The sequence below is a fragment of the Sporosarcina aquimarina genome (assembly GCF_033253705.1).
In the GTDB taxonomy this organism is placed as follows: domain Bacteria; phylum Bacillota; class Bacilli; order Bacillales_A; family Planococcaceae; genus Sporosarcina; species Sporosarcina aquimarina.
Genome location: NZ_JAUBDH010000005.1, coordinates 1 through 19,774 on the forward strand (window position 1 = coordinate 1; position 19,774 = coordinate 19,774).

Consider the following 19,774-nt stretch of genomic DNA (forward strand, 5'->3'; position numbering starts at 1 on the left):
CCTCAAGATGAGATTTCCCATTACGCAAGTAAGTAAGATCCCTCAAAGATGATGAGGTGGATAGGTCTGGTGTGGAAGCATGGCGACATGTGGAGCTGACAGATACTAATCGATCGAGGACTTTCCCAAATATAAGTTAAAGAATTGCATGATTATTTTGAGTTTCAATGTTGATTTTATCCAGTTTTGAATGAACAAAAGTTCTTTCAAAAAAGTATTGCATATTACATAGTATGTAGTATATAATAGTAAATGTCCTTGAAATAGGACATGCACACATTGTCTGGTAATGATGGCGAAGAGGTCACACCCGTTCCCATACCGAACACGGAAGTTAAGTTCTTCAGCGCCGATGGTAGTAGGGGGCTTCCCCCTGTGAGAGTAGGACGTTGCCAGGCAAGCGCAGCAATGCGTGATATATGGAGGATTAGCTCAGCTGGGAGAGCATCTGCCTTACAAGCAGAGGGTCGGCGGTTCGAGCCCGTCATCCTCCACCATATTTGTGCCGGTGTAGCTCAACTGGTAGAGCAACTGACTTGTAATCAGTAGGTTGAGGGTTCAAGTCCTTTCGCCGGCACCACTTAGTACGAGCCATTAGCTCAGTTGGTAGAGCATCTGACTTTTAATCAGAGGGTCGCAGGTTCGAATCCTGCATGGCTCACCATTTCTTAATTAGATTTAAGGACTACAATAATATGCGGGTGTGGCGGAATTGGCAGACGCGCTAGACTTAGGATCTAGTGCCTTCGGGCGTGGGGGTTCAAGTCCCTTCACCCGCATCTCCTATGCGGAAGTAGTTCAGTGGTAGAATACGACCTTGCCAAGGTCGGGGTCGCGGGTTCGAATCCCGTCTTCCGCTCCACTGTATAACCTTAAAATACTAAGTGAATCATTTTTCATATATGCGCCCGTAGCTCAATTGGATAGAGCGTCTGACTACGGATCAGAAGGTTGTGGATTCGACTTCTGCCGGGCGCGCCAACTTTTAACTCATAAGATTTAAACCCGGGAAGTAGCTCAGCTTGGTAGAGCACTTGGTTTGGGACCAAGGGGTCGCAGGTTCGAATCCTGTCTTCCCGACCATCTTTTCAAAGAGGGGCCTTAGCTCAGCTGGGAGAGCGCCTGCCTTGCACGCAGGAGGTCAGCGGTTCGATCCCGCTAGGCTCCACCAATTCACTTTAATAAATTTCTTGGCGGCGTAGCTCAGCTGGCTAGAGCGTACGGTTCATACCCGTGAGGTCGGGGGTTCGATCCCCTCTGCCGCCATCTAAAGGACCTTTAGCTCAGTTGGTTAGAGCAGACGGCTCATAACCGTCCGGTCGCAGGTTCGAGTCCTGCAAGGTCCACCAGTATTGCTTTTACCGTATGGAGGTATACCCAAGTTCGGCTGAAGGGATCGGTCTTGAAAACCGACAGGGGTGTCAAAACCCGCGGGGGTTCGAATCCCTCTACCTCCTCCATTTTTACTTCTTTTGTTACTTGAATATCAGTAATTCGTAACTTTGCATAAGACAGAACTTTGAGCGTCATTCAGACTATGTCTTCTAAATAACATTATCGCGGGGTGGAGCAGTGGTAGCTCGTCGGGCTCATAACCCGAAGGTCACAGGTTCAAATCCTGTCCCCGCAACCAAATGGTCCCGTGGTGTAGCGGTTAACATGCCTGCCTGTCACGCAGGAGATCGCCGGTTCGATCCCGGTCGGGACCGCCATTTTTCATACATAGTCAACATGACGATATGTGGCTCAGTAGCTCAGTCGGTAGAGCAAAGGACTGAAAATCCTTGTGTCGGCGGTTCGATTCCGTCCTGAGCCACCATACTTGCGGGTGTAGTTTAGTGGTAAAACCTCAGCCTTCCAAGCTGATGATGAGGGTTCGATTCCCTTCACCCGCTCCAATTTAAGGGCCTATAGCTCAGCTGGTTAGAGCGCACGCCTGATAAGCGTGAGGTCGGTGGTTCGAGTCCACTTAGGCCCACTATTCCGCAGTAGCTCAGTGGTAGAGCAATCGGCTGTTAACCGATCGGTCGTAGGTTCGAGTCCTACCTGCGGAGCCATATTTTCGGGGAAGTACTCAAGTGGCTCAAGAGGCGCCCCTGCTAAGGGTGTAGATCGCGAAAGCGGTGCGAGGGTTCGAATCCCTCCTTCTCCGCCATATTTGTTTGGCCCCTTGGTCAAGCGGTTAAGACACCGCCCTTTCACGGCGGTAACACGGGTTCGAATCCCGTAGGGGTCATACGTAAAAGTTCCTAGCTGCATTTGCAGCTAGGAACTTTTTTTTAGTTATCCGTGTAACTGTCTTTTCGCCGATAAGGGATATCTCCTAATTCTGACTCCAAACCCTCTTCATCCAGTTCTTGTTCGTACTCTAAAGTTGTATCTCCTCGAACGATACCAGATGGTTCGCCTTCCATGTTACTTGTTGCAATTACATCGATGTCCTCTGTACTTTCGTCTTCAACCGCAGTATCGTATAACGATTCATAATCATCGTGGTCGCCCGTAAAATCAGACGGGGTTTCAGATGTTCCTGACTTCGCAATTGCTTCAAAGCTGTCAATCCCATCCTCATATGCTCCATCACGTCTGTCAGCAAATGTATTTGGGTTCGCCATCTTCAATAAATCATCTTCCACTGGACGGTCGTCTGGAACTTCCTGGACAGCGTCCTCTACGCAGAATGTCGTATATGGAATCGCTTCTAAACGCTCGTAGGGAATTTCTTTGCCGCAAACTTCACAAACTCCGTAAGAACCTTCGTTCATTTTTTCTAACGCTTGTTCTACTTTCTCTAGTTCTGAACTAGCATGTACGTTAAGAGCTCTGTCTTTCTCACGATCATATAACTCCGTCCCCATATCAGCAGGGTGATTGTCGTAAGTGGATAGCTCCCCGACTTCTTCTTGGGCACTTTCTTCCACATCTGTTCTATTTTCTGTCGCTGTAAGATCGTCCTGCAAGCGAAGTAATTCTTTTTTTAAGCTAGTCGTTTGTTCTTTTGTTAACATTGTGGTCACGTCCTTTATGGATTTACGTTCTATTATGTTTCGAAACAGCAAATTTACTTACACATCTGCTGTTAATTCAATGATTTCCTTTTTAGCGATGTTATTAAACCTTTTGCAGGTCATTTGTATTTTTCTCATTATCATGGAAAAAGTACCTAACGAGGGGAATGTGTCTGTAATTAATAAGAAAAGCAAAGAGGCTGTTAACATAGTCAGTACTAACTAACGTGTTAACAGCCTCTTTTTAAGTTTTTAATTTGAGATCAGATGTCCTATTAATAATCCGATGGCAAGTAGCAGACAGAAGAACGTGTTTGTTTGTGCTGTGTACTTCATAGCAGGCATCACTTGCAAAGGAAGTTCAAATTTCTTGAAGATCTGAATAGCGGTTATTGGTTTCTTCACACATAGGATTACGAGAAGGCTCCAAGGAGTTAAACCGCCAAAAAGAACTAACGCAATAATCCATGCAAATGATAAAGTGAAGAATCCAATTTGAATACGGATTGCGTTTTCCCGTCCCAATAAAATAGCGAGTGTTTTTCTGCCGCCTAATTTGTCGCCTTCTAAATCTCGAATATTGTTTGCCATCATAATTGCAGCAACAAGGAGGACACTTGGAATAGACAATAAAATAGCGCGTTCAGTAACTGTGCCTGTCTGGATGTAAAATGCAATCAATACTAACAGCATCCCCATCACGACACCAGAGAATAGTTCACCCAGCGGTGTGTATGCAATCGGGTATGGGCCGCCCGTGTAGAAATAACCGATTGCCATCGATATTAAGCCTACGACTGCAAGCCACCAAGATGTCTCCATACAGATGTAAATACCTAGCAGAACCGAAACGCCATATAAAAACAATGCCAGATTTAAAATCGTCTTCGGATTTACTTTGTTTCGGACAATAGTTCCACCGATACCGACAGAGTCAGCTGTATCGAGACCGCGTTTGAAGTCATAATACTCATTAAACATATTTGTCGCCATTTGAATGAATACACTTGCTAGCAGCATTGCAGCAAATAGTAAGAAGTTCAGTCTGCCGAATGGCAAGGCAAGCATTGTACCTAAGAATACGGGAGCAAAAGCTGCAGTCAATGTATGTGGCCGAGTTAACTGCCACCACATTCTCCAGCCAGTTTCAACTTTAATTGTATCGTGCATTTCTTTCTCTCCTTCTTTTAAACATGCAAGTCTTATTGTACTCTATTCGGCACAATTACGGAATCCTTCAGGTTCTTAAAAATGCGCGGTTGCCTTATATCCGCTATAATGGAAGTAGAATTGGCACTGAGAGTTGGCCACAAGAGGAGAGAATACTATGAATCGGAAGCTTACGGACTTACCTAGCCGAGAAAGAACGGCAGCTATGCCGCATGTCCGCTTCTTTACAGAAACAATTGAGGCGGGCGGAATTTCACCGCTGTCTTTTTTTGAGGCAGGGGCGTTCATCCATGATTCGCATCGGTTTTATTGGGAAAATGCATCTAAAACGATGACACTCGTCGGGATTGGACATGCGTTGACGTTAACCGATGAAACTGGAACGGATCGCTTTGATACGATCGAATCCAAATGGAAACACTACTGCGAAGCACTTATTAAAGAAGACAAAGACATGGACCCTGTGCTGTTTGGCGGATTTTCTTTTGATGAAAAACGTTCCTCAGTTCCTTCAGAGTGGGAAAATTTTTCGAATGCGCTTTTTGCTGTGCCCACATTTCAATTGAAGATAGAAAATGGAAAAACACTTGTTGCGATTAACTTCATCTCTGAAGAATCTGAAACGGCTCTTCAATTTGAAGCACTGCGTAAGCAGCGTGACCATCTTATTCACATGGCTCAAGTACAAGAATCTATTACCATAGCAAAGCCAGCACTTACAGCGATGGAAGAGCTGCGAAAAGAGCAGTATTTAAAAGCAGTAGAACAAATTACAAAAAAAATCCAAAATGGGGAAGCTGAGAAAGTTGTCATTGCACGCAAGCTGGCTCTTCAATTTGAACAGCCGATCTCACCTGCTGCTGCACTGCATTCTGTTTCCAACGAGCAGCGTGACAGTTATAATTTTGGACTTGAGAATGGAACCCAATTCTTTTTCGGTGCAACGCCTGAACGTCTGATTGAAATTAAAGATGGACAAGCGTTTTCTGCCTGTGTTGCAGGCTCCATTAAAAGGGGAAGCACCGCTGAACAGGATAAGCAGTTTGGTGATGAATTGCTGGATGATAAAAAGAACCGCGAAGAGCATCAATATGTCGTGGATATGATTACGGGGGTATTCGACTCACTTTGTGCTTCCTATACAACGGCGACACGACCGAAGCTAATGAAGGTGCGGGATATTCAGCATTTGCATACACCTGTCCAAGGGCAATTGGGTTCAGAAAGCAGTATTTTTCAATTCGTAAAAGCTCTGCATCCGACACCCGCCCTCGGAGGAGTCCCAACGACTGTTGCGATGGAACTGATTCGACAGGAAGAAAATCTCGATCGAGGTTACTATGCTGCACCCGTAGGATGGACAGATGCTTCTGGGAACGGTGAATTTGCCGTTGCAATTCGTTCTGCATTGTTAGAACAAGATAATGCATGGCTATATGCTGGTGGCGGAATTGTCGCAGACTCAGATCCCATACAGGAATATGAAGAGACGTGGGTTAAATTCAGACCGATGTTACGAGCACTTGGAGGTTCTTTGAATGGATAATCGTAAAACGCTAACCAATCATGTTAGAAGGATGACAGAAAGCCTTGTGCGTATGGGTGTTGCGCAAGCCGTGATTAGTCCTGGTTCCCGCTCAACGCCATTAGCATACGCACTTGCATCTACGGAGAAGATCGATGTCCATTTACAAGTAGATGAACGCTCTGCTGGATTCTTTGCACTAGGGTTAGCAAAGGCTACTCAACAACCTGTCGTGCTGCTCTGCACATCTGGAACTGCTGCGTCCAATTATCATCCTGCAGTGACTGAAGCGTATTATGCCCGGGTTCCGCTCGTTGTAATTACAGCAGATCGTCCGCATGAATTGCGCGATGTCGGTGCTCCTCAAGCTATCCGGCAGATGGGGATGTTTGAACCGCATGTGAAATACGATGTGGATTTACCAATACCAGAAGATTCAGCTGCAGTTGACGATTTTTTGGAAAGACAAATTGCACGCAGTGTTGGTATGGCGGTTACAGAACCTAAAGGACCTGTCCATCTTAATGCACCATTTAGAGAACCCTTGCTTATCGATTTTGAACAAGAGCATCCTTCTGTCTCGTTTACAGAACGGATTGCAGGACATACTTCATTGACTTTGGAGCAAAAGAATCAAGTCAGTAAGTGGATTGGTTCTTCTGAACGTGGTGTATTAGTGGTTGGTGAATGGATTCCCGGTTTTGATAAAAAACAGGTTTGGTCATTTGCAGAAAGAATGAATTGGCCTGTTATCTGTGATCCATTATCCAATTTACGATCGGAAGTTCCAAAGTCTTGTCATCATTTATGCATTGATTCTTATGATGCTTTATTGAAAACTGAATCATTTGCAGTACAAGCTGGGCCGGATACTGTAATTCGAATCGGACCCCAGCCGGTGTCTAAGCCGCTTACGTTATTTTTGAAGAAAGTCCGACCTGCAAAGTTTATCGTTGTGGATGAGTCTCCGATTTTTCGTGATCCGCTAGGGATTGCGACGCACCATCTCCAAGTGAACGCGATGGAAGTACTGAATGTTGAAGCGAGTGCAAGTCAAGATGCTGCATTCACAAAAATGTGGAGTAAAGCGAATGAGCTTGCTTCCCATCTGACGGCTGGTTATCAGAGTGAAGGTGTACACGAAGGGGACTTCGTTCGTACATTGCTGAGCTATCTGCCAGACGGCAGTGATTTAATCAGCGGCAGCAGTATGCCGATCCGCGACTTAGACACTTACTTCCGAAAAACGGAACGGGATATTGCCATGTTCTCGAATCGTGGTGCAAACGGAATTGATGGTGTTGTTTCTACGGCTCTCGGAATTCAAACCGCTCGGAAAAGACCTGCTTGGCTCCTTATTGGGGATTTGTCGTTCATGCATGATGTAAATGGATTACTGATCTCGCGAATGAAGACAATGGATTTGACAATTATCGTAAGCAATAATGATGGCGGCGGTATTTTCTCTTATCTGCCTCAAGCATCTATTCCTAATCATTTTGAACAGCTGTTTGGCACGCCAACTGGGTTGTCATTTGCGCCGATTGCAGAAATGTACGGTATTCAATACAATTCGGTTTCATCCCTCGATCAGCTTGAAACGCAGTTGAAAGAAGACAAAACAGCGCCACTGCGTATTATCGAGATGATTTCGGACCGTGGACAAAATGTAACGGCTCACAGGGAATTATGGAATGCCATAGGGGAGGAGCTCGACCGTAATGGGCTCTGATACGATTATAGTGACTGGACATAAGATGCATGTGCAGCGGACAGGTGATCCGTCACTTCCTGCGATTGTATTCCTTCATGGATTTACTGGCAGCAGCGAGACATGGAGGGAAGTCATTTCACATCTTGGAGACGGTTTTCAGACCGCAGTAATCGATTTATGGGGGCATGGACGTTCTGACAGTCCCGAAAACAGTACGGATTATGAGATGAGAAAGCAGATAGAAGATTTGGAGCAAGTGTTCAGCCAATTGAATCTTCAGAAGTTCATATTAGTAGGATATTCAATGGGCGGGAGAGTCGCTTTAGGCTATGCTGCAGCTCATCCTGAACGAATTCAAGCATTGGTATTGGAAAGTGCATCGCCTGGCCTAAAAACGGAATCTGAGCGATCTGAACGTATGCAGCGAGATGCCAAGTTAGCAGGGCGACTGTTAACAAAACCGATAGAGGATTTCGTGGACTTTTGGGAAAACCTTGCTCTATTCAATTCTCAGAAAGCGCTGCCTGCTGTCAAACAAGAAGCAATACGCGCAGAACGTCTATCTCAAAATCCAAGAGGACTTGCGAACAGTTTGCTTGGAATAGGAACAGGCAGTCAGCCCTCTTATTGGGGAGTACTTTCTTCGCTGACATTCCCTTTGACGCTTGTTACAGGATCCTGTGATGCCAAGTTTGAAACAATCGCTGGAGAAATGAAGAACTCACTGAAAAACGTCCGACATGTCAGTGTGAAAAATGCGGGCCATGCAATCCACGTGGAAAAACCTGTGGAATTTGCTACAATAATAAATGAGGTTGCAAAACAAAATTGATTTCTAGGAGGAAAACCATGACACGACAATGGGAAACGCTTCATACATACGAAGATATTAAGTATGAGAAGTATAATGGAATTGCGAAAGTGACAATCAACCGACCGGAAGTACGCAATGCGTTCCGTCCGAAAACGGTAATGGAAATGATCGATGCTTTTTCTCGCGCACGTGACGACGAAAGTATCGGTGTCATCGTTTTAACAGGAGAAGGCGAAAAGGCATTCTGTTCTGGCGGAGACCAGAAAGTTCGCGGTCATGGCGGATATGTAGGAGAAGACGAGATTCCTCGTTTGAATGTTCTCGATCTGCAGCGCCTGATTCGTGTCATTCCAAAACCAGTTGTCGCAATGGTGTCTGGCTTTGCAATTGGCGGCGGCCACGTATTACACGTTGTCTGTGACCTGACAATTGCAGCAGACAACGCAATCTTCGGACAGACAGGACCTAAAGTCGGTTCGTTTGATGCAGGTTATGGTTCAGGTTATCTTGCACGTATTATCGGCCATAAGAAAGCACGTGAAATTTGGTATTTGTGCCGTCAGTATAGTGCACAGGAAGCTTTGGATATGGGATTGGTCAATACAGTTGTCCCTTACGAGCAGCTTGAAGATGAAACCGTTCAATGGTGTGAAGAGATGCTATCCATGAGCCCGACTGCACTCCGTTTTGTAAAAGCAGCGATGAATGCAGACACAGATGGTCTTGCAGGTCTTCAGCAAATGGCTGGAGATGCTACGTTGTTGTACTATACGACAGACGAAGCAAAAGAAGGACGCGATGCATTCAAAGAAAAGCGTAAACCTGATTTCGGTCAATTCCCACGCTTCCCTTAATGGTTAACAAACGAAAAGACTGCCTACTTGGCAGTTTTTTCTTATGGAAAGGAGAGGTGAAATTGATCCCTAATTGGTTGTTAAAACGTGCAGCGCTCACTCCTAGGGCACGCGCACTGAGTTTTGAAGGCAAAACGTGGACCTATATAGAATTGAAAGAAGAAGCAGTGATTCGAGCGAATAAGCTGAATGCACTGGGCTTGCAACGAGGAAATCGAATTGCTCTGCTAGGCGCGACTTCTGCCGAAATGGCAATGTTAATACATGGATGCATGCTAGCTGGCGTAGAGATGGTGCTTCTTAATGCACGGCTCACCGTTGAGGAAATAGAATACCAGATGAAAGACTCGCAATCGGATCTATTGCTCTTCGATGATGCGTTTAGTGAAAAGGGGCGTCAGGCAAATTTCCGGTCTGTCTCCTATACAAACTTTCTTGAACTCGAACCCATTCCCATGCAGCTTGAAAGTATGTGGGAAGAAGATCGGGTACTTACAATAATGTATACATCAGGAACAACAGGTTTTCCTAAAGGTGTACGTCAAACGGCTGAAAACCATACAGCTAGTGCGTTATCCGCAGTGTTGAACAGTGGATTACATGAAGGCGATGCATGGCTTCATATGATGCCGCTGTTCCATATCAGCGGGTTTTCGATTTTAGCCAGAGCCGTTCTTTATGGGACAGAAGTGCGGCTCTTCGAAAAGTTTGATGCCGCAGTGGCGGCTCAAGAAATTGTAAGTGGTAACGTTTCAGGAATGTCGGTTGTGGCGGTCACGCTTGAACGGTTATTGACTGTAATTGAAAATGATAACCTGCTGATACATCCTAAATTCCGAACTATGCTAGTGGGCGGTGGACCGGTTCCAGTTAGCTACTTAAAACGAGCTGGACAGTGCGGTCTTCCTGTCATGCAGACATATGGAATGACAGAAACGAGTTCTCAAACTGCTACATTGTCAGCTGAAGATGCTTTACGGAAACCGGGATCAGCGGGAAAGCCATTGTTTTTTACAGACATCCGGATTGAAGGTGCTGAGGAGCCATTTGACAAAGGTGAAATTCTCATTAAAGGCCCTCATGTGACGAAAGGCTACATTGGAAAGCATGTTGATAAGCAGGCTACAGAAAATGGATGGCTGCATTCAGGAGATATCGGCTATTTCGATGAGGAAGGCTTCTTATTTGTGTCTGATCGCCGTTCAGATTTAATTATTTCAGGCGGCGAAAATATTTACCCCGCAGAAGTAGAAGCAGTATTAGTTGAACACCCTAACGTCTTAGAAGCGGGCGTCTGCGCTATGCCAAGTGAAAAGTGGGGGGCTGTTCCAGCAGCATTTATAGTCGCTGCAAATACGGTTGACCTCGAAAGCTTAGACGCATTTTGTAAGCAGCAGCTTGCCTCGTATAAAGTGCCGAAAGCGTTTTATATTACAGATGAATTACCACGCAATGCTTCAAATAAATTAATGCGAAAGACACTCCGTGAATGTGTGGCGGAAATGAATGTAGAATAAAAGACAGCAGAGAAAACACTTCGTTTTCTCTGCTGTCTTTTTAATGCAGTGCTTTGGATAACACGCTACTATTTCGTCTCATTAAGGAAAGATAATCTTCATTATTCGCGATATCTTCTTTTGTGCGGACTGAAAGGTTGTGAAGAACGGCAGAATCTGCGCCGATTTCATTCTGTACCACTTTTGTAAGTTTGGAGCTGACGTTTTGCTCGAATAATATTGTTTTCACGTGATGTTCTTTTGCTTCTGTTACGATTTTTGTCAGTTCTTTTTGAGAAGGTTCATTTTGAGTATTTAGACCGGCAATCGCGATTTGTTCCAAGCCATATTCATTAGCTAAGTATCCGAATGCTGCGTGGGATACAAAAAATGTTTTAGAAGGGGCATCCTCAGCCATCGAAACGAATTCTTTATCCAATTCTTCTAAATCGGATTTTAACGTTTCAAAATTTGTATCGTACAACTCCTTGTTTTTGGGAGATTGCTCAATTAGACCATCTCGAACTGAAGCTGCTAATTCGATACTGAGTACAGGTGAAATCCAAACGTGAGGATCCACTTGTCCTTCTGCATGTTCGTGCTCATCATGACCATGGCCATCACCGTGCTCATTTCCATCATGATGGTGATGACCTTCCATTAACTTGGAAGGATCGATGTGATCAGCTACTGGAAGCAGCTTAACGTTTTGGTTGTTCAATGTTTTTTCTGCATTTTCAACAAAACCTTCAAGTCCTAGACCGATGTAGAAAAACAAATCCGCATCCGCAAGTTTCATCATTTCTTTTTGTGTTGGATCGAAGGTATGCTCGTCACTGCCTGCAGGATATATGGATTTCACCGTTACAGTATCTCCGCCAATTCGTTCAGCAAAATATTGCAGCGGATAAACTGTCGTATAAACAGACACTTTTCCATCGGATGATGCGCTGTCTTTCTTTTTTTCACCATTCCCACAAGCACCAAGACCGAGTGTTAATAGCAATAGTCCAATTAAAATTCTCTTTCTAGTCATCAATTTAATCCTCCAATACGTAATCATTACGATTTAAAAAAGTACCTACTCATCATACTAGAAGAATAGGTACTTGACAACTGAAAGAGTTATTAGACTTTTTCTTTCTTAGCAGGAACTGGATCGAACCCGCCTTTATGGAAGGGATGGCATTTTGAAATTCGGATAATTGTAAGGAAAAGTCCTTTAATGACACCATGAGTCTCGACAGCTTCAACTCCGTAATGTGAACAGGTTGGGTAAAACCTGCAAGAAGGGGGCGTAAGGGGAGAAATCATTTTTTGATAAAAGCGAATGAGTAGTAAAACTAACTTTTTCAAATGAACCGCTCCTAGAGAATTGTTACGTTTAGTTTATACCGTTTCGTGGTAAATTAACAGAGAGACGTATTAGATAAATCACATTGAAAAGAGGGTATTATATTATGTCAGCAGAACTTATTAAAGAATTGAATACACAGGTGTCTTCATGGTCAGTGATGTATACAAAACTTCATAATTATCACTGGTATGTAAAAGGAAAACAATTTTTCACTTTACACGCGAAGTTTGAAGAATTATATGATGAAGCAACGCAGCACATGGATGATATCGCGGAACGCATCTTAACGTTAGGCGGAAAACCAACAGCAAAAATGACAGAACATTTGTCTGAAGCAGTTATTAAAGAAGCTAGCGGCAATGAGAAGGCTGAAGAAATGGTAGCAGCTATTGTCAGTGACTTTGACGAAATCATGAAGTCCTTGAAGAACGGTATGAAATTAGCTGGCGATGCAGGTGATTTCATGACGGAAGATCTGTTAAATGCTATTTATCAAAGTGTAGAAAAGCATCAATGGATGTTGAATGCATTCCTTGGAGAAGACAACAATTAATAAGCAAACCTTTATAATTGGATGGTTGTACCGATAAGTAGGGGGAGAGGAGATGATTGTAATGGATATTTCATCAATCATGTCTAGTCAGCTGCGTAGTCTGCAGTCCACCGTGAAGCTTTCAATATTGGACAAGGCGATGACTTCAAATGCATCAGCAGCGGCTGAAATGCTTCAATCTATGCCAGAAGCATCACACCCTTACAAAGGTTCAACAGTAGATATTAAGGCATAAAAACAATGCATCTTTCCTTATCGGAGAGATGCATTGTTTTATGTACATCATTGTACTCTTCTACATCAATGTGTAAAATAGGTCTGTGATTAAAACATATAGCTTGTTCTATACAGGTAAAGGAGAATTCAGAATGCCAAATACACCCTATTTACGAAATTTAATTATTGAAACGCCATCCAAGCCTGGTAATTTCGCGAAAGTTGCATATGCCATTGGGCAGCTCGAAGGAGATATTGGCGATATCCAGACGATTAAAGTAGGTACTCTTTCCACCATACGCGATATATCTGTTCAATGTAATGATGTGGAACAACTCGACAAAATCGTAACAGCTATTAATGATATTGGCGGAGGAATACAAGTTCAAGCCATTTCTGACGATGTGCTTCGTGCACACGAAGGCGGAAAGATACATATGAAGAGCAAGGTTGGAATCCGCTCACTCGGGGATTTACGCCGTGTCTACACACCAGGTGTTGCGAATGTCTGTAAAGTGATTGAAAAAGATCCACAGCAAGCTCAATTTTTCACGGGTATTTCAAATACTGTAGCAATCGTAACAGATGGGACAGCTATTTTAGGGTTAGGTAATATCGGGCCCGTTGCGGGTATGCCAGTAATGGAAGGAAAATCCGTCTTGTTTGACCAGTTTGCAGGTATTAGCGGGATTCCAATTTTACTTGATACAAGTGATCCAGACAAAGTGGTGGAAACAGTGAAACATATCCACCAAGGTTTTGGCGGAATCTTACTAGAGGACATCGGTTCTCCACATTGTTTCGAGATTGAAGAACGTCTGAAAGCTGAACTGGATATCCCTGTTATGCATGATGATCAGCATGGGACAGCAGTAGTCGCACTTGCTTCAACACTTTCCGCATGCCGTCAAGCAGGGGTGAACCTGGAGGACTCCGTTGTCGGGCAAATCGGTTTAGGCGCAGCAGGCCTGGCAATTAGTCGTATGATGATGGCATACGGTGTTAAAAAGATGCAAGGCATCGATATGAACGAAAGCGCATTAGAGCGGTTAGTATCACATGGTGGGTCAACAGCAGAATCATTAGAAGAAGTAATGGCAACGAGTGACATTGTTATTGCGACAACGGGTGTTAAAGGGCTGATCAAACCGGAAATGGTACGCCCTGGACAAATCATTTTGGCTTTGTCTAATCCTCACGCTGAAATTCAGCCTGAAGTTGCACTAGAAGCAGGCGCTGCTTTTGCAGCTGATGGTCGACTTGTAAATAATGTACTTGGATTCCCTGGAATCTTCCGTGGTGCACTGAATGCGAAGACGAACAAAATCACCTACGATATGCTAATTGCAGCTGCACTTGCAATTTTGGATTCAACGAAACACGGTGATCTCGTACCGCATCCGTTAGACCCGAATGTCCATCAAAACGTAGCGGAAGCAGTTGAAAAAGTTGCCAATTTAGCATCGATATGACGAATAGCACATACTTGAGCTGCAATTGCCCATACTATTTCAAAAAAAGGATGGGATTTCAATGGCAGATGGAAAATATACAATGTATGTATCAGTTGTTCACCAGTCGATCAATATGCATCAGCACGACTCGCCTTACGAGTTTGAAGTGCAAATACCTAAAGATTACGTAGAAATTTTTAATCATTTGTTTGATCAGACAAATGAGCTGGAATTCATCAACTTCTTGCGTGCGCATTTACCTTATGTTCCATATCATTATGATCGAGATAATCACAAAATTGACCGGCGATTACACAAAGTATACGCACTCATCCATGAATTTACGGATAAGGATTCGCAGGCATTCATTGAGGACCTTCCTTTTTTCAGGCAACCTGTAACGAGGTAAAGAAGTGTACGTATGCAGCGGGTTCGCCTGTTCGATTAGATAGGATGTGCAGTCATGTTAACATTTGACGACTTAAAAGGAAGTCGGGTTGAGCTCGTCTTCGGTGAACAGGAATTAGAGGCGCGTCATGTTTTGGTAGTCCTGAAACATGATGGAAAATGGCTGCTTACAACTCACACGATTCGTGGAGTTGAATTTCCTGGCGGGAAAGCTGAGCCGGGGGAAACAATTGAAGATGCTGCTGCTCGTGAAGTAATGGAGGAAACAGGCGTCACTGTAACCAATCTCGAAAAGTTTGCGGAGTATGTTGTGTACACGGATCCGCCGTTTTGCAAAGCAGTCTTTACTGCAGACTTTGTTGACTTAGATATTCATGCAGAGCGTTTTGAAACGGAAGGTGCACTTTGGTTAACGGACGACGAATTGGATAACTGTGATACGTTAAGCTTCCATATGAAAGATAAAGGGATGAAAGAAATAAGAAATTGGGTTGAGCAACATGCTAAATGACGCTCAAATCGTTTCTAAACGTGACTATCCGTCGCCTACCCCTTCTATCGCACTTACTGAAATCACGTATATTTCTGGCGGGTTAAAAGTAAAAGGAATGCTTGCTGAACCGAAAAAAGATGGCGAATATGAAGGAATCATCTATTTAAGAGGTGGAATTCAACATATTGGGATGGCGCGACCTGCCCGGATTGCACAATTTGCAAGTCAAGGTTTCGTTGTATTTGCTCCATACTATCGAGGAAACCGCGGGGGAGAAGGTCGGGATGAATTTGCTGGTGAAGACATCCTGGATGCTGTTCATGCAGTGGATGTACTAAAACAGCGTCCCAAATGGCGAGATGGCCGCATTCACTTATTTTCTTTTTCAAGAGGCGGCATAATGGCGCTCTGGACTGCTATTTTGCGTGAAGATATTACCTCTACAGTTCATTGGGCCGGTGTTTCCGATGTTGTCTTCACGTATAATGAGCGGGAAGATATGAGACGTATGATGAAGCGAGTGATCGGCGGCTCACCGAATAGTGCACCTGAAGCATATCGAGAACGAACTGCGCTATTTAGAATGGAAGAGGTCAGTGCCCCAGTTTTAATCATCCATGGAATGAAGGATGAGAATGTTTCGTTTGAACAAGCCATCCTGTTAGAAGATGCACTGCGTGAAGCACAAAAAGAGTATGAAACGTGGTATTTTAAAGACTATACACATCACTTTCCTTCAGGGCACAATGCGCAAATTGTGCGGGATCTAACGAAATGGATGAGCGAACAGCCATAGAAAAAGAACCTTCCGCTATGGAAGGTTCTTTTGTCATAACCAATTAGATGATGGGTCCGCCTTTTTGAATGATATCATTTGAAACGTGAGTGAATTTCTTGAAGTTCTCTTTGAACAGGTGGGAAAGTTCTTTCGCTTTCGCATCGTATTCTGCTGGGTCGCTCCAAGCGTTGCGCGGGTTCAACACTTCAGTTGGAACTCCGTCAATCACTTTAGGAATTTGAAGTCCGAATGTAGCTGAAGTTTCTGTTTCTACGTTATCAAGTTCTCCTGAAAGCGCTGCACGTACCATTGTACGAGTATGTTTTAAGCTCATGCGCTTTCCAACACCATAAGCTCCGCCCGTCCAACCTGTATTAACGAGGAAGACACGTGAATTGTGCTCGTCAATTTTCTTACCTAACATGTCAGCGTAAACTGTAGCAGGCAATGGAAGAAAAGGTGATCCAAAGCAAGTTGAGAACGTAGCTTCTGGAGAAGTAATCCCGCGTTCAGTTCCAGCTAGCTTGGATGTGAATCCGCTAAGGAAGTGATACATTGCTTGTTCTTTGTTTAGTTTAGAAATTGGAGGCAGCACGCCAAAAGCATCTGCCGTTAAAAAGATAATCGTTTCAGGATGCCCAGCAACTGATGGAAGAATAATGTTGTCTATGTTATCAATTGGGTAAGCCGCACGAGTATTTTCTGTTAGTGTATTGTCATCGTAGTCTGGCTTACGTGAATCCCGATCAAGCACAACGTTTTCTAAAACCGTACCGAATTGGATTGCACCGTAAATTTCAGGCTCTTTTTCTTGAGATAAATTAATGCACTTCGCATAACATCCGCCTTCAATATTGAAGATACCTTGGTCAGACCAACCATGCTCATCATCGCCGATTAGTTTGCGGTTTGCATCTGCAGATAGAGTCGTTTTGCCAGTACCTGACAATCCGAAGAATAGAGCTGCATCGCCTTTTTCTCCAACGTTTGCTGAACAGTGCATAGAAAGAATCCCGTTCTCAGGAAGCAAGTAGTTCATGACAGAGAAAATAGATTTCTTCATTTCTCCTGCATACTCAGTTCCGCCAATTAACACAATACGTTTTTCGAGTGAGATGACTACGAATGTCTCAGAATCCGTACCATCTACTGCAGGATCTGCTTTAAGTGAAGGCGCAGCTAAAATTGTAAATTGTGCTTCATGAGTTTTAAGTTCTTCTTCTGAAGGTCGGATGAATAATTGATGAACAAATAGGTTTTGCCATGCATATTCATTGATGACTTGAATGGAAAGTTGTGAAGACTTATCAGCCCCAGCGTAGCCTTTAAAGACAAATAGCTCATCTTTAGGCTGTAAGTGATTCAATACTTTGTTGTAAAGAGAATCGAAGTGAGCTTCTGAAATCGGACGATTTACAGCTCCCCAGTCGATTTTGTCTTTTGAAGCTGCTTCTTCAACTATGTAGCGGTCTTTAGGAGAACGGCCGGTATATTTCCCGGTTTGCGCAGTAACGGCTCCATCTGCTGATAGCTTCGCCTCACCTCGTGAAACTGCTTTTTCGACTAATACTGGTACAGAAGGCTGTAATGTAATATTAGATCCAGAAAGAAGTTCTTTGAGTCCATTATCTATTTTCGCTGAAATCATAGGTAGATACCGTCCTTTTCATTAATTACCCTTAATCGGGCTGTCTTATTTTGAATTAGTATAACACATTAAGAATAATAAACTATACTAATTCAAAACTCAAGTGAGAACCACAAAAATATTTGACAAGATTCGAGTTTTCTCGTAGCATAGATAGATGAACGGATACTCTTATCCCGAGTCGGCGGAGGGACAGGCCCTATGATGCCCGGCAACCTGCATGGACGTCCTTGTCTATGAAAAGGTGCCAAACCTGAAGCAGGGTACACACTCCCTGGACGATAAGAGTGAAAGGTGCCTATGATATCATGCCTTTCCTCATGTATGCACTACGTGAGTGGAAGGCTTTTTCTATTGTTTGTTTGCCTTTATCCTTGTGAACGTTGAACGTCGCTTCTCTTCAGGCGCGGGACGAAACTGGGAAAACGAGAGTACCGTATCACGAGTTCGCTGTAGGGGAAACTTGCGGCTGAAGGAGGAAACCATATGACAAATCGACGACTGTTTACGTCTGAGTCAGTTACAGAAGGCCATCCCGATAAGATGTGTGATCAAATTTCAGATGCAATTTTGGATGCGATTATCGAGAAAGACCCGAATGCGCGTGTCGCATGTGAAACAACTATTACAACAGGATTAGTTCTTGTAATTGGAGAAATTACAACGACTACATATGTCGATATTCCTAAAGTGGTTCGAGAAACCGTAAAGGAAATCGGCTATACGCGTGCGAAATACGGTTTCGACTATGAAACCTCATCTGTTCTAACCTCGATTGATGAACAATCACCCGACATCGCGGCAAGTGTAGATTGTGCACTGGAAGCGCGTGAAGGGTTAATGGATGATGAAGAACTAGAGTCAATTGGTGCAGGGGACCAGGGACTCATGTTTGGATATGCGTGTAACGAAACAGAGGAATTGATGCCTCTTCCAATTAGCCTTGCGCACAAACTTTCACGTCAGCTTACAAAAGTGCGGAAAGAAGAAACACTGGACTACTTACGTCCTGATGGAAAAACACAAGTAACGATTGAATATAATGAAAAGAACGAACCAATCCGTGTGGATACGATTGTTATTTCTACGCAGCATCATCCTGAAGTGACACTGGAGCAATTGCAGCGTGAAGTCAAACAGCACGTGATTGACACTGTTGTACCAAAGAACTTACTGGATGAAGAAACAAAATACTTCATCAACCCATCTGGGCGTTTTGTGATTGGCGGTCCTCAAGGGGACGCTGGTCTAACTGGACGTAAAATTATCGTTGATACGTACGGAGGCTATGCTCGGCATGGCGGCGGTGCGTTTTCTGGTAAAGACGCAACCAAAGTCGACCGTTCAGCATCTTACGCAGCACGTTATGTTGCTAAAAACTTAGTCGCTGCAGGTCTTGCGGATCGCTGTGAAGTACAGCTGGCGTATGCAATCGGTGTGGCGAAGCCTGTTTCGATTTCAGTTGATACATTCGGAACGAGTGATATCCCAGAAAGCCGTCTTGTGGAACTTGTTCGAAGTCATTTCGATCTACGTCCAGCGGGAATTATTAAAATGCTCGATTTGCGTCGTCCTATATACAAACAAACAGCGGCCTATGGGCATTTCGGCAGAACAAATATCGAGTTACCGTGGGAACAGACAGATAAAGCAATCGTATTGAAAGAAGAAATCAGCCAAGTGAAATAAAACACAAAAGCAAGATAGCCGCGTCGCTATCTTGCTTTTGTGTTTTCTATTTTACTTTTGCAGCTGCTTATAAGATTTCCCTTTTTCTACATAACTTGAAACGATTCGCTGCATATCCAAACGGTCCTCATCGCTAAGCGGACGAACTACTTTTGCGGGTGCACCGAGTGCTAACATGCCTGCAGGAATGACTTTTCCTGGAGGTACCAGACTGCCTGCACCGACAAAAGCACCTTCCTCAATTATGGCTCCGTCTAAAATGGTTGAGCCCATTCCCACTAACGCCCCCTTTTTTACAGTGCAGCTATGTAATGTAACTTTGTGACCAATTGTAACGTCATCTTCTATGATTAACGGATTGTCAGGGCTTTGGTGTAAACAAGACAAGTCTTGAATGCTGACGCGCTTGCCGATTCGGGTAGGGGCGACGTCCCCACGGATAACAGTGTTAAACCAAATAGATGAATCGGCTCCAATTGTCACATCTCCAGTAATCACGGCAAAGTCTGCTACAAAAACAGACTCATGGATGTCTGGCCAAGTATTATTGTAAGGATAAATCATGAAAGTGCCCTCCTAGTTGTGCTTTGATGTATA

Annotated in this window: 18 protein-coding genes, 19 tRNA genes, 2 rRNA genes and 1 riboswitch; of the genes, 33 read left to right on the top strand and 6 right to left on the bottom strand. The window is 44.0% G+C overall.

Annotation, left to right across the window (positions count from 1 at the left end; all coding sequences use genetic code 11):
• The 21 genes from QT716_RS09005 to QT716_RS09105 all read left to right on the top strand — a co-directional run.
• Positions 1-129: ribosomal RNA gene (locus QT716_RS09005) — 23S ribosomal RNA — on the top strand; the annotation flags it as partial.
• 153 nt (positions 130-282) lie between these two features.
• Positions 283-398: ribosomal RNA gene (rrf, locus tag QT716_RS09010) — 5S ribosomal RNA — on the top strand.
• Positions 399-421: 23 nt separating this feature from the next.
• Positions 422-497, top strand: a tRNA-Val gene (locus QT716_RS09015).
• Between the two features lie 7 nt (positions 498-504).
• Positions 505-580, top strand: a tRNA-Thr gene (locus tag QT716_RS09020).
• A gap of 8 nt (positions 581-588) precedes the next feature.
• A tRNA-Lys gene (locus QT716_RS09025) sits at positions 589-664 on the top strand.
• A gap of 33 nt (positions 665-697) precedes the next feature.
• A tRNA-Leu gene (locus QT716_RS09030) sits at positions 698-779 on the top strand.
• Positions 780-787: 8 nt separating this feature from the next.
• Positions 788-862: transfer RNA gene (locus QT716_RS09035), tRNA-Gly, on the top strand.
• Between the two features lie 42 nt (positions 863-904).
• Positions 905-981, top strand: a tRNA-Arg gene (locus tag QT716_RS09040).
• Positions 982-1,006: 25 nt separating this feature from the next.
• Positions 1,007-1,083, top strand: a tRNA-Pro gene (locus tag QT716_RS09045).
• Positions 1,084-1,095: 12 nt separating this feature from the next.
• A tRNA-Ala gene (locus tag QT716_RS09050) sits at positions 1,096-1,171 on the top strand.
• A gap of 21 nt (positions 1,172-1,192) precedes the next feature.
• A tRNA-Met gene (locus tag QT716_RS09055) sits at positions 1,193-1,266 on the top strand.
• Between the two features lie 6 nt (positions 1,267-1,272).
• A tRNA-Ile gene (locus tag QT716_RS09060) sits at positions 1,273-1,349 on the top strand.
• A gap of 18 nt (positions 1,350-1,367) precedes the next feature.
• Positions 1,368-1,460: transfer RNA gene (locus QT716_RS09065), tRNA-Ser, on the top strand.
• 98 nt (positions 1,461-1,558) lie between these two features.
• Positions 1,559-1,633: transfer RNA gene (locus QT716_RS09070), tRNA-Met, on the top strand.
• Between the two features lie 3 nt (positions 1,634-1,636).
• Positions 1,637-1,712: transfer RNA gene (locus tag QT716_RS09075), tRNA-Asp, on the top strand.
• Positions 1,713-1,743: 31 nt separating this feature from the next.
• Positions 1,744-1,819, top strand: a tRNA-Phe gene (locus QT716_RS09080).
• Positions 1,820-1,824: 5 nt separating this feature from the next.
• Positions 1,825-1,898, top strand: a tRNA-Gly gene (locus QT716_RS09085).
• Positions 1,899-1,904: 6 nt separating this feature from the next.
• Positions 1,905-1,978, top strand: a tRNA-Ile gene (locus QT716_RS09090).
• A 4-nt stretch (positions 1,979-1,982) separates the two neighbouring features.
• Positions 1,983-2,057: transfer RNA gene (locus QT716_RS09095), tRNA-Asn, on the top strand.
• Positions 2,058-2,064: 7 nt separating this feature from the next.
• Positions 2,065-2,155, top strand: a tRNA-Ser gene (locus QT716_RS09100).
• Positions 2,156-2,164: 9 nt separating this feature from the next.
• Positions 2,165-2,236, top strand: a tRNA-Glu gene (locus QT716_RS09105).
• Between the two features lie 43 nt (positions 2,237-2,279).
• Here QT716_RS09105 and QT716_RS09110 read toward each other — a convergent pair.
• Positions 2,280-3,008, bottom strand: coding sequence for a TraR/DksA C4-type zinc finger protein (locus QT716_RS09110; protein WP_317935728.1), 729 nt, complete (start codon positions 3,006-3,008; stop codon positions 2,280-2,282).
• Between the two features lie 252 nt (positions 3,009-3,260).
• Complete coding sequence (locus tag QT716_RS09115; RefSeq protein WP_317935729.1) at positions 3,261-4,178, bottom strand: 1,4-dihydroxy-2-naphthoate polyprenyltransferase; 918 nt, start codon at positions 4,176-4,178, stop codon at positions 3,261-3,263.
• A gap of 157 nt (positions 4,179-4,335) precedes the next feature.
• On the opposite strand from QT716_RS09115, the gene QT716_RS09120 reads away from it, so the two are divergent.
• From QT716_RS09120 to QT716_RS09140, 5 genes are all read left to right on the top strand, one after another.
• Positions 4,336-5,724: an isochorismate synthase gene (locus QT716_RS09120; RefSeq protein WP_317935730.1), complete on the top strand. Its 1,389-nt coding sequence runs from the start codon at positions 4,336-4,338 to the stop codon at positions 5,722-5,724.
• Complete coding sequence (gene menD, locus QT716_RS09125) at positions 5,717-7,435, top strand: 2-succinyl-5-enolpyruvyl-6-hydroxy-3-cyclohexene-1-carboxylic-acid synthase (RefSeq protein WP_317935731.1); 1,719 nt, start codon at positions 5,717-5,719, stop codon at positions 7,433-7,435. The genes QT716_RS09120 and menD overlap by 8 nt, the downstream gene beginning before the upstream one ends.
• Positions 7,425-8,249, top strand: a complete 825-nt coding sequence (gene menH / locus QT716_RS09130; protein ID WP_317935732.1) for a 2-succinyl-6-hydroxy-2,4-cyclohexadiene-1-carboxylate synthase — start codon at positions 7,425-7,427, stop codon at positions 8,247-8,249. The genes menD and menH overlap by 11 nt, the downstream gene beginning before the upstream one ends.
• Before the next feature lie 17 nt (positions 8,250-8,266).
• Entirely contained in the window at positions 8,267-9,085 is an 819-nt protein-coding gene (gene menB / locus QT716_RS09135) for a 1,4-dihydroxy-2-naphthoyl-CoA synthase (RefSeq protein ID WP_317935733.1), read from the top strand.
• Positions 9,086-9,147: 62 nt separating this feature from the next.
• Complete coding sequence (locus QT716_RS09140) at positions 9,148-10,602, top strand: o-succinylbenzoate--CoA ligase (RefSeq protein WP_317935734.1); 1,455 nt, start codon at positions 9,148-9,150, stop codon at positions 10,600-10,602.
• 40 nt (positions 10,603-10,642) lie between these two features.
• Here the strand turns inward: QT716_RS09140 and QT716_RS09145 are convergent, their stop codons facing one another.
• Both QT716_RS09145 and yidD read right to left on the bottom strand, forming a co-directional pair.
• The gene (locus QT716_RS09145) at positions 10,643-11,617 is read right to left on the bottom strand and encodes a metal ABC transporter solute-binding protein, Zn/Mn family (protein WP_317935735.1); all 975 of its coding nucleotides are present in this window, start codon (positions 11,615-11,617) and stop codon (positions 10,643-10,645) included.
• Between the two features lie 92 nt (positions 11,618-11,709).
• Positions 11,710-11,937, bottom strand: coding sequence for a membrane protein insertion efficiency factor YidD (gene yidD / locus QT716_RS09150; protein WP_317935736.1), 228 nt, complete (start codon positions 11,935-11,937; stop codon positions 11,710-11,712).
• A 104-nt stretch (positions 11,938-12,041) separates the two neighbouring features.
• On the opposite strand from yidD, the gene QT716_RS09155 reads away from it, so the two are divergent.
• From QT716_RS09155 to QT716_RS09180, 6 genes are all read left to right on the top strand, one after another.
• Complete coding sequence (locus tag QT716_RS09155; RefSeq protein ID WP_317935738.1) at positions 12,042-12,491, top strand: Dps family protein; 450 nt, start codon at positions 12,042-12,044, stop codon at positions 12,489-12,491.
• 52 nt (positions 12,492-12,543) lie between these two features.
• Positions 12,544-12,726 carry a putative motility protein gene (locus QT716_RS09160; RefSeq protein WP_317935739.1) on the top strand — a complete coding sequence of 61 codons (183 nt, stop codon included), beginning with the start codon at positions 12,544-12,546 and terminating at the stop codon, positions 12,724-12,726.
• A gap of 133 nt (positions 12,727-12,859) precedes the next feature.
• Positions 12,860-14,179 carry an NAD-dependent malic enzyme gene (locus QT716_RS09165; protein WP_317935740.1) on the top strand — a complete coding sequence of 440 codons (1,320 nt, stop codon included), beginning with the start codon at positions 12,860-12,862 and terminating at the stop codon, positions 14,177-14,179.
• Between the two features lie 61 nt (positions 14,180-14,240).
• Positions 14,241-14,570: a transposase gene (locus QT716_RS09170; RefSeq protein ID WP_317935741.1), complete on the top strand. Its 330-nt coding sequence runs from the start codon at positions 14,241-14,243 to the stop codon at positions 14,568-14,570.
• A gap of 54 nt (positions 14,571-14,624) precedes the next feature.
• Positions 14,625-15,080: an NUDIX domain-containing protein gene (locus QT716_RS09175; RefSeq protein ID WP_317935742.1), complete on the top strand. Its 456-nt coding sequence runs from the start codon at positions 14,625-14,627 to the stop codon at positions 15,078-15,080.
• Complete coding sequence (locus QT716_RS09180) at positions 15,070-15,858, top strand: alpha/beta hydrolase family protein (protein ID WP_317935743.1); 789 nt, start codon at positions 15,070-15,072, stop codon at positions 15,856-15,858. Before QT716_RS09175 ends, QT716_RS09180 begins: the two co-directional genes overlap by 11 nt.
• Positions 15,859-15,901: 43 nt before the next feature.
• Here the strand turns inward: QT716_RS09180 and pckA are convergent, their stop codons facing one another.
• Positions 15,902-17,488 carry a phosphoenolpyruvate carboxykinase (ATP) gene (pckA, locus tag QT716_RS09185; RefSeq protein ID WP_317935744.1) on the bottom strand — a complete coding sequence of 529 codons (1,587 nt, stop codon included), beginning with the start codon at positions 17,486-17,488 and terminating at the stop codon, positions 15,902-15,904.
• 168 nt (positions 17,489-17,656) lie between these two features.
• A riboswitch (SAM riboswitch) is annotated at positions 17,657-17,776 on the top strand.
• A gap of 198 nt (positions 17,777-17,974) precedes the next feature.
• Between pckA and metK the strand changes: the two genes are divergently transcribed.
• Positions 17,975-19,177: a methionine adenosyltransferase gene (gene metK, locus QT716_RS09190; protein ID WP_317935745.1), complete on the top strand. Its 1,203-nt coding sequence runs from the start codon at positions 17,975-17,977 to the stop codon at positions 19,175-19,177.
• A 51-nt stretch (positions 19,178-19,228) separates the two neighbouring features.
• Here the strand turns inward: metK and QT716_RS09195 are convergent, their stop codons facing one another.
• Complete coding sequence (locus QT716_RS09195) at positions 19,229-19,741, bottom strand: gamma carbonic anhydrase (RefSeq protein WP_317935746.1); 513 nt, start codon at positions 19,739-19,741, stop codon at positions 19,229-19,231.
• Positions 19,742-19,774 lie beyond the last annotated feature (33 nt).